At 35.6% G+C, this 13096-nt stretch carries 12 protein-coding genes; 5 read left to right on the forward strand and 7 right to left on the reverse strand.

Annotated features, from left to right (window positions below; translation table 11 throughout):
* Positions 1-359 precede the first annotated feature (359 nt).
* Positions 360-1031 (forward strand): hypothetical protein, encoded by a 672-nt coding sequence (locus tag V192_RS0116705; protein ID WP_025873438.1) that lies wholly within the window; start codon positions 360-362, stop codon positions 1029-1031.
* Positions 1031-1888 carry a sce7725 family protein gene (locus V192_RS0116710; RefSeq protein WP_025873439.1) on the forward strand — a complete coding sequence of 286 codons (858 nt, stop codon included), beginning with the start codon at positions 1031-1033 and terminating at the stop codon, positions 1886-1888. The genes V192_RS0116705 and V192_RS0116710 overlap by 1 nt, the downstream gene beginning before the upstream one ends.
* A gap of 292 nt (positions 1889-2180) precedes the next feature.
* On the opposite strand, the gene V192_RS0116715 is transcribed toward V192_RS0116710, so the two are convergent.
* Together V192_RS0116715 and V192_RS0116720 are read right to left on the reverse strand one after the other, a co-directional pair.
* Entirely contained in the window at positions 2181-3377 is a 1197-nt protein-coding gene (locus V192_RS0116715; RefSeq protein ID WP_025873440.1) for a DUF998 domain-containing protein, read from the reverse strand.
* A gap of 198 nt (positions 3378-3575) precedes the next feature.
* Positions 3576-4169 (reverse strand): DJ-1/PfpI family protein, encoded by a 594-nt coding sequence (locus V192_RS0116720; protein WP_025873441.1) that lies wholly within the window; start codon positions 4167-4169, stop codon positions 3576-3578.
* Positions 4170-4309: 140 nt separating this feature from the next.
* Between V192_RS0116720 and V192_RS0116725 the strand changes: the two genes are divergently transcribed.
* Positions 4310-4717: an Lrp/AsnC family transcriptional regulator gene (locus tag V192_RS0116725; protein ID WP_025873442.1), complete on the forward strand. Its 408-nt coding sequence runs from the start codon at positions 4310-4312 to the stop codon at positions 4715-4717.
* A gap of 18 nt (positions 4718-4735) precedes the next feature.
* Here the strand turns inward: V192_RS0116725 and V192_RS0116730 are convergent, their stop codons facing one another.
* On the reverse strand, positions 4736-5194 hold the full coding sequence (locus V192_RS0116730) for a GNAT family N-acetyltransferase (RefSeq protein WP_239644719.1): 459 nt from the start codon (positions 5192-5194) through the stop codon (positions 4736-4738).
* A 198-nt stretch (positions 5195-5392) separates the two neighbouring features.
* Between V192_RS0116730 and V192_RS0116735 the strand changes: the two genes are divergently transcribed.
* Positions 5393-6949 (forward strand): WD40/YVTN/BNR-like repeat-containing protein, encoded by a 1557-nt coding sequence (locus V192_RS0116735; protein ID WP_025873444.1) that lies wholly within the window; start codon positions 5393-5395, stop codon positions 6947-6949.
* Between the two features lie 368 nt (positions 6950-7317).
* Here V192_RS0116735 and V192_RS0116740 read toward each other — a convergent pair whose 3' ends face one another.
* The 3 genes from V192_RS0116740 to V192_RS0116750 form a co-directional block, all read right to left on the reverse strand.
* Positions 7318-7593 carry a hypothetical protein gene (locus V192_RS0116740; RefSeq protein ID WP_025873445.1) on the reverse strand — a complete coding sequence of 92 codons (276 nt, stop codon included), beginning with the start codon at positions 7591-7593 and terminating at the stop codon, positions 7318-7320.
* A 163-nt stretch (positions 7594-7756) separates the two neighbouring features.
* Positions 7757-9070, reverse strand: coding sequence for an NCS2 family permease (locus V192_RS0116745; RefSeq protein ID WP_025873446.1), 1314 nt, complete (start codon positions 9068-9070; stop codon positions 7757-7759).
* Between the two features lie 206 nt (positions 9071-9276).
* Positions 9277-10200, reverse strand: coding sequence for a phosphatase PAP2 family protein (locus V192_RS0116750; RefSeq protein WP_025873447.1), 924 nt, complete (start codon positions 10198-10200; stop codon positions 9277-9279).
* A gap of 346 nt (positions 10201-10546) precedes the next feature.
* Here V192_RS0116750 and V192_RS0116755 point away from each other — a divergent pair, with 346 nt between their 5' ends.
* Positions 10547-12007: a helix-turn-helix domain-containing protein gene (locus V192_RS0116755; protein ID WP_025873448.1), complete on the forward strand. Its 1461-nt coding sequence runs from the start codon at positions 10547-10549 to the stop codon at positions 12005-12007.
* A gap of 66 nt (positions 12008-12073) precedes the next feature.
* Here the strand turns inward: V192_RS0116755 and V192_RS21010 are convergent, their stop codons facing one another.
* Entirely contained in the window at positions 12074-13039 is a 966-nt protein-coding gene (locus V192_RS21010; RefSeq protein ID WP_025873449.1) for an immunoglobulin-like domain-containing protein, read from the reverse strand.
* Between the last annotated feature and the right edge of the window lie 57 nt (positions 13040-13096).

Consider the following 13096-nt stretch of genomic DNA (forward strand, 5'->3'; position numbering starts at 1 on the left):
TTTTTTAATAGGCTCATATAATTCTATAATATCCTTTTTTTCTGTTTATTATGATTATTTTTTTATATTTTAATAAAAAATAAAAACATATGCCTTGTTATTCCTAGCTAAATCAATCTTTTTCCAATAAATAAAGACTGCTACAGTCTTTATCCCAAGATTCACCTAATTGAAAATCAATCTATTGATGAAAAAATTATTTCTATAAATATAAAAAAAATTTGTAAATAATTCAATCAAAGACCAATTTAATCATAAGTATTAATAAATTAATAGCTTATTCCTCCTAAAGTAAAAAAACACTTTATTTTTACGAACATACGTTTTATAGTAGAATAAAAGAAAAAAAGGAGTTCACGATGAAAACATCATTAACGACCCAGATGGAAGAAGTTCTTTATTACTATTGTCGGGAAAATGGAGCGATCGTGGTTGAGGAAGTGACCATGCCCGATGAACAAGGCATTGTTGATACGTTAAGTTGCAGCTTAACTGCTGAGAATCAATTTGAATGGCGTTGTTATGAATTAAAGGCAAGCAAGGCCGATTTCCGTTCAAAAGCAAAGCTGTCTTTTATCGGACACTATAATTACTTTGTATTGCCCGTTGCTCTTTTTGAAAAAATAAAAGCAGAAATTCCTAGCCACGTAGGCGCTATGGTTTATCACCAGTATCTTTCTACAGAGGAACAAATGCTACCTGGTTATTTCACAATAGAGAAGAAGCCGCAAAAGCAAGCACTTTTAGTCAATGAACAAGAATTACTTTTTCGTTTGATCACAGCCCAAGCCCGTGAAGTCGGAAAAGCAAAGCAAACAGCACGAGGCTTACGGGTCTTTTCGACTGATCAGATTTATAAAGAATTAAAGAAAAGACAACCCGATTATGATTTGTTTGGCGGTGGAGTGAATTTTTATGATCGCTTCGTTGAAGATATTTGTGATCAAGCAGTCGAAGCTTTAAAAAGTGAATTGGACGCAACTCGTGAAGCTTATCTTGAATTAGAACAACGTCTTTTGGAGGAAAACTAATGTATTATCCCTATTTTCGCGGCAAGCAGTTTGATTTATTCGCTTTGACGGCATTAGTAGAACAGAAGCGTCTGTCTGCTCAGATTTTGCCAATCATCGAACCAGTTAAAAATTCAAAGGCATTAAAAAAGTTCATTGATCTGTTCCAAAAAGAACATCATTCTTTTTATCTTATTCAAAATCCTCAAGCAGGAGATTTTTTAACGGAGGATGGTCTCTTTTATCTACAGTCATTGTCTCTGCGTAAAGCTATGATCGTTGAACAACCGATCGAAACCTTAAACGAAAAACCTCAATTGTTGGTGATCGGTAACTCAACACCGGCATTACAGAGCGATTGGCAGTCAAATCAAGCAAAAGTTCTGATTCCAAAAGAATTTCGTCTCCTACAAAAAATTAAAGGCGAAAAGATTCTTTCACAAGATGTTTTTACAAGATTGCCTAAATCAAGTTTTTATCAAGAATGTGCGGATGAATTTTTTTCAGATACTCATTTGACCTTTCGTAAAAATGGTTTTGTGGGATTTAGTGATTTCTCTATCGATAGCCGAATTTACTATGAACATAACTATCCTTCAAAAATCTTGAGCTTACATCTAGTCTATTTTGAGCATGATCGATTGCGAATTCATCATTTCCTTTCAAGTGAAGAAGCTATAACTCAAAAAGATAAATTTTTTGAACTGATGGCTGAAGTTGAAACGTGGAGAGACAAGTTATTTGGTGAAACACCGACATTAGGGCTTGAATTGCTGTTTGAAGCAGTTTCTAAAGATAAATTCCCCGGAATGGGTGTGATGAGAAAAGCGGCTGTCATGCATCATATGGAGTTGATGTCTCGTTATCTAAATAGATGAGAGCAACCTGCGCAAAGACAGAAAAGCCCGAGACAAAACTAAAAATCAGTTTTGTCTCGGGAACGAAAGTCAAATAGATGGTGAAATCAGAAGCCGCTACTGCACTTCATTTCGATTGCATTAACTTCGGTGTAAATCACGAAATACAAAGTGATTCGACGATCCCCATTGCTTCCTTTATTTTCTAAGTACTAAAGTACTAAAGGACTAAGCTTTGAAGGTTTCGGAAATAAACTAATTGGCAACTTCCGTTAACTCCTCTTATCTCTTCTACTTATCTCAAATGAGGTTCTTACTCGTTTGACACTTGTTTTTCAGTATCAACATTAAGCTTGACCTGAAATGTATTGTTAATATTTTGCGCCATTTTCTGCAAATTTTGAAGCAGTAAAACGATCCAACTAAAGGCCAACATAAACGATAATAACTCAAATGCCGTCAGTGAAAGATAGCTTGTCCATTGAAATAACACCACAACCACAACTAATGTGGCCGCAATCATATACGAAATCGACAGGAACTCTTTCGTTACATTTGGTAATAACCACTTGATCCCCACAATCAAAATGACAATCAAATAAACTAAATAGCCAGCCACTTGATTATGAACGCCTTGAAAGGGTCCAGTTTCGGTATAAGGAAACAAACCCACCGCACCAAGATCCAGAGCCGTTAACGTTAAAAGAACTCGTAAAATCGTGAGCCTTCTACTATGTGGGATCGCTTTTTGCAGTTCAACGAATAATCCATCGATCAATGCGATCATCAACAGTGAGGAAAACATCAACGTTACATTAAATTGCCAACTATCTTTAGCTTCGATCGTCCCTAAAAAACTAAAGTTAAATTGCCACCATTGATAATCTTTATTTGTAATCATAGCTAGTAGGACACCACCAATGATCACAAAAATCAACAAATTTGTGAGTTTAGCTGGTGTAATCGACAATGCTGAGTAAATCATAAAGTAGTTGACTAGTCCTACAAATACGAAATATAACAGTGTCGCTGTATACCGATCGAATGTCGCGCCGATAAAAACCAAACCGATCGTCTTGAAAAAAACGAGTAAGGCGAAAACCAAAATTACAATAAATGAAAGTAAAATTGCTGGGAAATTCCGCCAATAAATATCCTTTGATTGTGTTGTAACTTGGTTTCTTTTACCTTTGATGAAAAAAAGCAAAAAACTAAATACACCACTTAATACCCCAAATGAAAGGACAAAATTCGCAATCGAGTATGCACCCACCAGTGCGATTTGACTTTTGTCAGTATAAAATAAATACCCTAAAAATACTAGACTGATTATAGTCGTTGGGATCAAAAACCATCTTAGTGACAGCGTTTGGTTGCCAGTCGCTTTCTTTTTTGGTTCGATCACTATTTTTTGATCTTTGATACTTAGTGTCACTTCATCTTCATTTTCTAAATCAAATTCTTCTACTATCTTTTCAGGTATCGTTATACTAAATTTTTTTTCTTCCATTCATTTTCCCCCTAAAGCTAACTTAACATCTCATAGATATTATAAATTTATTATGATTAAAAGCAATAGATGCGTTTTTTTATCCCTTTAAAAACAGTCTGCTGTTAAGTTCGTTAGGTCCGTGATCCTATTTAAAAAGGTTGAGTCAGAAGTGTTTCATCCCGAGAAATAAGAAGGGATTGCTTCTGACTCAACCCTTTATTCGGATTTAAAGCCCATTCTAGCTTTCACTTTCAGCATGTTCTCTTTACTCGTTAATTGTTCTAGTAACCAAAAAGCAACTTCTAAAGCAGTTGCAGGTGATGAAGACGTTATAATGTTGTTATCTACAACAATTGCTTTATCTCTTAAAACAGACACTCCCATAGCTGCAAGTTGATCTTGTCTAGGATTATCTGGATAACGATACGTTGTTGCTTGTCTATTTTTCAAAACACCACTTTTGGCTACCGATAATGCGGCAACACAAATTGCAGCAATCGGTTTTTTCTGTTGATCAAAATATCGGATAACATCCAGAAACGTTTCATCATAAGCATCCATATAAAAATTTGCTTCTTCAAATCCGCCCGGTATAGCTAATGCATCAAATTCTGTTAATTCTATCTCAGATAATTGGGCGTTAGGAAGGCACGTCAATCCCCAAGTGCACGTTACTGTTGAATGAAGTCCCACTGAAACCAATTCTGTCGACCCATCTCCTTCAAAAAGATTCCAACCCAGAACATCCGTAAAAACACTTGCCTCATATGCCTCAAAACCATCTGCTAAAAGTAATAACGTTTTTTTCATAAAATCCCTCTTTTCTGCTTCTATTAAACTATGATATGATTTATTCAAAGAACAAAACATATCAAAATAAAGGGATTTCTTTGATTTGACTTTAATAAATTAGGAATAATAGTGTTCTCACTATAGAAAGAGGTGCAACGATGGATTCCATTGATTATCAAATTTTAGAGCTACTTGAAAAAAATGCTAGGATCTCTATAACAGAGCTGTCACAGCACATTTCCTTAAGTAGCCCTGCAGTGAAAGAACGAATTCTTAAGCTGGAAGAAAAGGGAATCATTGAAGGATATACTACAAAGATCAATTATAAAAAACTAGGGAAGACTGTCGAAGCTTTTATTTTATTTGAAACAAGCAATTGCAAAGCATTTAGAGAATTTTGCAGCCAGCAGCCTGATGTTCTTGAATGCCATCGTCTCGCAGGAAAATATAGTTATCTTGTTCACATCACCACATCATCAATGGAAATGCTAGAGGTCTTTATTGATAATTCTTTAAGATACGGTAATTCTTCAACACATATCGTTTTTTCCTCGTATATAAAATGATTCATTCGATGATTATGGCTAGAGCTCAAATCGTTTTTTCATACAAATACACCATTCATCTCCAATAAACTCGCCATAATTTGGAATGATCTGATACCCATTTCTTTCATAAAAGCCTATCGCACTTAGCATGTCTTTACCAGTTTCTAGAACAGCTTGTTGATACCCTTTTTCTCGCATATCGCTTTCTAACGCTTGAATGATTTCTTTGGCAGCACCATTGCCACGACTTGTCGGTTTGACATACATGCGTTTTATTTCTGGCGTTTGCTCATCCAAAAACTTCCAGCAACCACATCCAATTGCCTCTTGTTTATCGTAAGCGACAACCGCACAAGACATGTTAGCAAGATTATGATGATTTTGATAGCTTTGAGCTACCTCTGTTCCCCACTCTTCATTAAAAAAATCATTTAATTCTTTTATTAGCGCTAACAAGTCTGGATTGTTAATGTTCACTTTTTCTATTCTGATCATTATTTGCCTCCTTGTACCATTTTATTTTTCATTCTTCTAAGCCAACTATTTGCTTAATAGAATACCATAAAAAACCTTATTTTTATCTAATCAGAGGCCTAAAATATAAAAATAGAGTTGTAAGATTACAAGTGTCGTATTATACTTGATTGATTAAACATTATCTAATCATATAATAAACTTTAGAGGTATCTAACTATGAATTATGAACTCCTTATTATTGAATTATTATCTGTCAAAGAAGCGATTATCCAGCAATATCAAAAAGAATATAAACACGTATTACGGATTGTAAGCGGTCTTTTCCTACTCTCATCACTCTTCTTTTTCGGCATTTCAACACTTGTCTATCAACAAGCTAGAACTATGGCTCACAGTTTGATTTCTTTGCACAAATTGGAAACTCTTTACCATTTAGCATTAGGGATCGGTTGTCTTTTAACCTTGATTTATTTGGTGATCGCCTTTATTTATTCAGGAAAACTCTTTTCGATCACAACTAATTTCACTACTTGGCTAGAAAAACAAGCTCCTAAAATGCTTTTAGCCGTTCCTAAATACCAAGATGCTGAGTATTATTATTTAGTCTCACCACAAGGAAAAGAAGTTCCTGTTAAAAAAACATCCTGTCGTCTTCTCACGACCTCTCTTGATGATCAAAGCATAATGATTGGGCAAAGACCGCTACTCTTTGGTGCCTATGCATCTCAAATTTTTGTATGGAGCGAAGAAGGTACGCTTTCATCACAGCCAACAAAAAAGGGTTGGAGTTTGACGAAAAAAAGCTTACTTTCTATGAGTCTTATTGCGCTCTTATGCTTTGCGGGTATTTATTATTATCTCACTAACACTACGATCTTTACTGACACGAATAGTCTGATAACAACAGAGGATCAATTGACACAACCTACTTTGGATACGAAGATGTCAAAAGATACAGAAGTAACGGAGCAAACACGCGATAATCCAGCTCATCAAACAGAAAAAGTCAATGATCTGTATCTAAATCCCGAATCAAACGAGCTGTTCATGACGACCGATTCTGGAACAAACTGGCACTATGTTCCGCTCCAGTTAGAGTGGCTACGAGGTGGGGACTACACGTTGACAACTGGCACCATTCCTGTAGGTTATTGGATGGATAAATCATTCGACATTTCATCTGATTTTTCATGGTTTATCTTTTCACCCGATAATGTGGCGGCCTACCTGTTGACATCTACCGATAATGGGAATAGCTGGCAGAAAAATCGTATTGATGATCACTTAGATAATTTCCGCTATCGAAAAGCTACATTCTTCGCAAACGGTAGTGGCATAGCTATTTTTTCTACCAATGGCGGTATGTCTGCCGAAAATATCTCTATTTACAGCACAGCTGATCAAGGAAAAAATTGGACGAAACTTGATGGAACTACAGTTTCTCAGCCAATCCAAAATGCCAGCTACCTTTCACAAGCTACTGGCTTTATCGCTACTCGAACAAAATTGTACTACACAAATAACTATGGTCGTTCTTTCAATGAAGCTCTGATCAATATCCCAAAAGGCTATACAGAAAATGCTTTGGATATTTTCCAATCGCCAAATGAAATTACAGAAGTCAGCGCCAATACATTAGAAGCTAAATTTAATCTACTTAAAACTGAGGATATCGATATCAATGTCATGTTCTCTTGCCTGTTTCAATCTGTTGACGGTGGTGAAACTTGGACGTTCAAAAAACAGGTCGCTCGAATTAAAAATGAAGATTAACCTATCTATTCCTTCAAGATAAAATATTAGATGTTATCGCTCACTCTTGAATACTTATATCTGAAAGAAGAGGTTGGGTCAGAAGTGTTTAACCCCGAGAAATAAGCTGAGATTCACGAAAAATGCTCTTCAAATTTTTGTGAATCTCAGCTTATTTCCGAAGGATTTTCTTCTGATCCCACCGTTTATTCGGTTTTAGAGTCCGAAACAAAACTGATTTTTAGTTTTGTCCCGGACTCTTTTCTTTTTATCGTCAATTAAACACTCTACATTTGATCAAATAATCACAAAGGGATAAAAATAAAAAACTCATTCCATAAATTCATTATTCTCCAAAAAAATTAAACGCTTTCATTTTCGGTTATATTTTACAACCCACCTAAACTTGCTAAGTAAAAATCTAATGTATAAAATCGATAATCACTTTTAGAAAATTTTGATTTCTTCTCTTGTAATTGATCGATCAGTGCTAGACGCCCTTGCTCTGTTACTTCTTCCCAATCCTTATCACCCATTGTGCAATACAGTCTAAAGGGTAGCTCAACATCCATATGAACTTCCAAAAATCCCTCTGGTTCTCCTAATCCATGGTATTCCGTGTCTGTGATGATTTCACCGACATAATTTAGATATTTTTTACTCATTACACTCGACCTCCTAATAATTTTTTAGTTCAAAAAAATATTTTTCTTTATATTGAAATTGTACTAAATATTTCGATAATAAACAACTCATTTTCAATAAAAAGAGACCAAAACTAAAAATCAGTTTTGGCCCGCGCTCTATTGTTTGATTATGATTTTAGGTTCAATTAGCGTTCAAAATCCACATGAATCCTACGAAAACAAAGAATAATGCGTACATGATCGGTGACACTTCTTTGCCTCGTTTGGCAGCGATCATTGTGATTGGATAGAAAATAAAACCAAGTGCAATTCCGTCAGAAATACTATATGTCAAAGGCATTCCTAAAAGAATCAAGAACGAAGGAATGGCGATTTCCATTTCTTTCCATTTGATTTGGCTAAGAGATTGCGCCATCAACACACCTACAACGATCAACGCTGGTGCTGTTACTTGAGACGTGACTACTGAAAGTAACGGCGAGAAAAATAATCCAACGATGAAGAAAAGACCCGTTGTGACAGCTGTCAATCCAGAACGCCCACCAACTGCGATTCCTGCAGAAGATTCTACATAGGCACCAACTGGAGACGTTCCTAAAAGAGAACCTGCTAACATCGCTGTTGAATCTGCAGCTAATGCTTTTCCAACACGCGGCATTTTATTGTCTTTCATAAAGCCTGCTTGATTGGCTAATCCTACCAAAGTTCCCGCCGTATCAAAGAATGTTACTAATAAGAACGTCAAAACAACGACCCACAGCTGGATTGAATTGATATCGCCCATATGTTTTAATGCCACTAAAAAAGTCGGTTTAAGGCTTGGCGCAGCTGAAATAATTTTAGTAGGTGCTTGAATCAGCCCTGTTACCAAACCTAAAACAGTTGTTGCTGTCATCCCAATAAAAATACCACCAGGAACACGACGGACCATCATAATAGCTGTAATCGCTAGACCAAAAATAGTCAGCCAGGTTGTTCCTACATTCAACGGTCCTAAAGCCACCAATGTTGCTTCATTCGAAACGATGATTCCGCCTTCACTTAATCCTAGAAAAGCAATAAATAAACCAATACCACCAGAAATAGCGTACTTTAAATCAGCCGGTATTGCGTCAATGATCAATTCACGTAACTTAAAAATCGTGATCAAAATAAAAATCAGAGATGCCACAAAAACACCTGCTAAAGCTGTTTCCCAAGGAACACCCATCCCAACACAAACAGAATAAGCAAAAAAGGCATTGATTCCAAGTGCTGGTGCCGTTGCAATCGGATACTTAGCAAAAATCCCCATCAAGATACAGCCTAATGCACTAGCTAAAGCTGTTGCAGTAAAAACGGCGCCTTCATCCATTCCTGAAGCTCCTAAAACAGTCGGATTAACAAATAGAATATACGCCATAGAAATAAAGGTCGTAAATCCAGCTAGAAATTCACGCTTCATAGTCGTATTTAATTTGTCGATCTCAAAATAGGAAATAATTTTTTCTTTCACTTGATATCCTCCTAAAAATATGAACAATAAACTGTTCGTAAAATTGCGATGTATTACTTAAACAACGTGTTCAATCATATAATAAAGAATGGAATAAGTAAATAAAAAGCTTGCTAATTGTCCTTCATCTACCCCTGTTGATCTAAACAAAAAATGACAAGCTTTCTCCACTAAGAAAACTCGTCATTTCAGTATCACTAACTAAATTATTCCGATAAAGATTTTCCATCTAATCGTTGATTCAAAAGACGGGAAAACACATAAATCAAGAAAATAGCAATCACAGAACCAACCGCTACATCACTCAAAAAATGCGCTCCGATTCGAACCCTTGACCAAGCCACCAAACAACCGAACACACTTGTCAAAATCACAAGTATCTGGCGTTTATTTTGCTTCAAAGGATCAACAAAAAGCGGTAAGTATAAGGCTAACCAAGCTTGCTCTGAATGTCCTGATGGAAATGACTTATGACCATTCGCTCCATTGATCTTCCACCAGCTTGTATACTCTGCCCAGTTACTTTGCAATTCATAGGGACGGAATCTGCCCCAAAGATTTTTCATCACGTCTACTATTGTATTCGCAGCATAAACCGCTACAATTGCGCCTAAACCAACTAAAACCAATTGATTTAATTCCTCTTGATTTTTTTCTTTTAACCAGCGATGACAGAGTATGCAGCCTACTAAAAAAGTAAATACCGAAAGCATAACGAGTGCTGGGAAGAACCAATTTGGAAAACTCATTGCTCCACCACCATCGTTATTAGCAGCACCTATTGGTTGATTATTTTGGTGATTATTCAGCGAATTGACTGTATAAAAAAGCATGATTTTGATCATTTGCCAGATTTGATATAAACCAGCGATAATAGCGATAAAATAAATACTCCCTTTGCCAAAATTTGGTAAATTGCTTTCTTTTGCATAATAAATAAAAATTTGAGTAGACATAAATATAATAATTCCTGGAAAAATCAATCCGTAATTTTGAAAAAAAGTGCCGAATAACGATCCCTGATTCATCACTCCCTGACTGATTTGTTTATCCCAGATCCCGCCGATCAATAGCAAAATTCCTAAACATATAAGTGTAGCAAATTCTCTTTTTTCTTTTATAAAGTTCATTAATGAACCCCCTCTCTACCCTAAATTGTAAGAGAGAAGTGTTGAGTTCGTGTATGTTCTTCGTATAGATTTCGTTAAAAAGGAGTAAATTTTTTAAGCGAGCAACTTCATAAGTATTTCCATTAACAATCAAAACTCTCTCTACTTCAGCTATCCTTCTACATCCTTTCATTCTCCAGCTGTAATTTCCAGCTACCTTTTCTAAGAACCTTCCTTGTAAATACTGCTGAATAGAATTAAGATAATGGTGAAGAGATTCTACTTTTTTGAAAAAAACAGCCGAAAATTTGTAAATAATCTAGAACCATTTTTATTTTGAAACTGTAGCCCAATGAGGAGTGAACACATGATTGAGGAATATATCGAAAAAGATATTATGAGAAGAGTAAAACTAGTCGAATTTCTATTTGAAATGCGCGAGCTTTCCATCAAAGACACAGCCAAACGATTAAATGTGACACCAAATACGATCAAACGAGATTTCGACAAAATTTTAGTTTATTTTGATGATTGGATTCTTTATTCAAATAGCACTAGTCAAACGATAACTGCCGTATTTTTAAGTGATTTGACACGGTACACCTTGGTTATTAAAATCTACGCAGAATCGAAATTTTTAAATGTTTGTTTAAGATATTTAGCTGGCGACACTGATTATTTATCCATCGTTGAAAATGAATTTGTCTCTGTTGCAAAAGCCTTTCAAATAAAAAAGAGTGTGGAAGATTTTTTTAAACACGCAAAAATCATGAATGAAAATAACCATTTTATTCATGATGAATTACGTTATCGTAGTGTTGTTTTGTCGATTTTGATGAGGGTCGATTCCAAAGAACTGTGGTCAAAAACTGAGCTTTGGCAAACTGCAGAGCACTTTGTTGATGAACTGTTAGAACGTTTTTCCAACAATATAAAAATCAATAAACGAGAGTACATCTTCTTAGTGGTAAATGTTTATCTGTCTTTGACCCGTTCAACTGATCACTCGCTAAAGTATCCCGAAGATGAACTGCAGTTAATTCGTCAAAGCGTCATTTTTAAGGAGCTAAAAAAGACGATCGTTCATTTCTTTCCAAGTGAGGTAGAGAGACTTTTTTCTGATGATGAAATCGGTTATCTGACCGCTGCCTATCGTCTGATTTCCTTGAATACTCCTAATTATCTAATTGTAAAAATGGATCATGATTATGAACGTCACACGATTATTGAGCATTCACCAGAAATTCGTGCACTTATACGTGATTTTGAAAAATACTTTTCAGTTAATTTAGTCAACAATATCTTGTTTGAAAAACCATTTATCAACCTTGTACTCTCTACCTGGCAAAATATTCAATCCTTTTTAGTTGAACAGCATTATTACTTGAATGATGAACAATTAACCTTGATTCTATCAATTCGAAAAATACTTGAAGAGTGGCAAAAACAATACATCCATTCAGATTTAGATTTTACAGATACGATCATTGATAAGTTTACCTCCCAAATTTCGACTGTGCTTTTACAGAAAAACCAGCAAAAACAAATCTTTTTCGTCGTTGCAGAAGATGAATTCTCTCACATTTTATACCGAGAACACTTGGAGAAATGGATCAATCATTCTGATAAATTTATCGATGATCGAATGTATTATGCCATGGAGGAATTACCAATCTATGCTAAATCCTGGTCTCACGTGATTTTATGTGAGCGAGCATTACTTGCTGATTATGAGATTTCACTGGACAGTACTATTTTTCCTGTTTCAAGAAGTACTCTTTCTTCGGACCTTAGAAATATTTTATTATACGCTTATGACAATTCTTGATTGTAAACACTAAAAAGACCATTTATTTCAGTTGATTTTCTGAAATAAATGGTCTTTTTCATGAAATTATCTTGCTAATACGATTCGGTTTACAGTATCTGTAATACATGTTTGAAGCGAAATCCGTTCTCCACCCTCTTCTATCACTCTTGCCCAAGTATCATCGGATGGATCATTTGCGTTGATCCCGTCATCTGCTACATCCAATACTTCATACACAACATATGTTTTAGCATTTCCATTTCCATCAACTACAGTTATTGGTGTTCCCACAGTTATGTTCATCACACCTGCAAAATCACCAGGATTGTGCCCGATAAAGTGAGTTGGTAATTGGTCGTTGACAGCCCCTGTTCCTGTCCAAGTTCCAGCACCAACGCTAGGTGCTTCTGGTGCACCGTTACATTGAATGAATGGAATCGTTTGTCCTAAGAAGCTAATTGTTGCAGGAGTAACTGATTCTTGAGTGCTGACATTTGAACTGCTAGGCTCTTGTGGTACGGGAATTGTTTCAAGTTCTGTAACTGTTTCTTGCGGTTCAGCTGTCACTTGTGACTCTTCACTTTCAATCGTTTCAATGGGTTGTACTTGATCACTTTCTTCTAAAACTTCAGCAACTGGCTCAGCGGGGTGTTTTTCAGCAACTGTTTGTTTTGGTTGATCGTCTATCACTGTATAGTTTCTGACTTCTTTATCTACATTTCCACTGAGGTCTTTTAATGTATACGTAAATGTATAGGTTCCAGGCGCTTGAATCACGCTAGGCCCTTCTACTTTAATTTTATTTGTTATATTTCCATCATAATTATCGTAGCCTTTTACGCCATTTAATGGATCAAATTCTTTTGCTTGGTCCATCGTTAATTCAAAGGTATTAGGAAATAAAATCATCGGCTTTTGGCAATCTGTTTTTTGTGTAGTAGAATCCATTGATGCATTCGTTGACTGACTGCCGCTAAAAGCACTTGCTAAGAGTCCAATTCCAACTACTGATCCCATTACACTTAATAACTTAACTGATTTCATCTTCATAATCTAAAACCTCCTACTGATAATTTTTTGTTGAATTGAAATTCAACTATTTACAGT

The sequence above is a fragment of the Enterococcus crotali genome (genome assembly GCF_000633635.1).
In the GTDB taxonomy this organism is placed as follows: domain Bacteria; phylum Bacillota; class Bacilli; order Lactobacillales; family Enterococcaceae; genus Enterococcus_L; species Enterococcus_L crotali.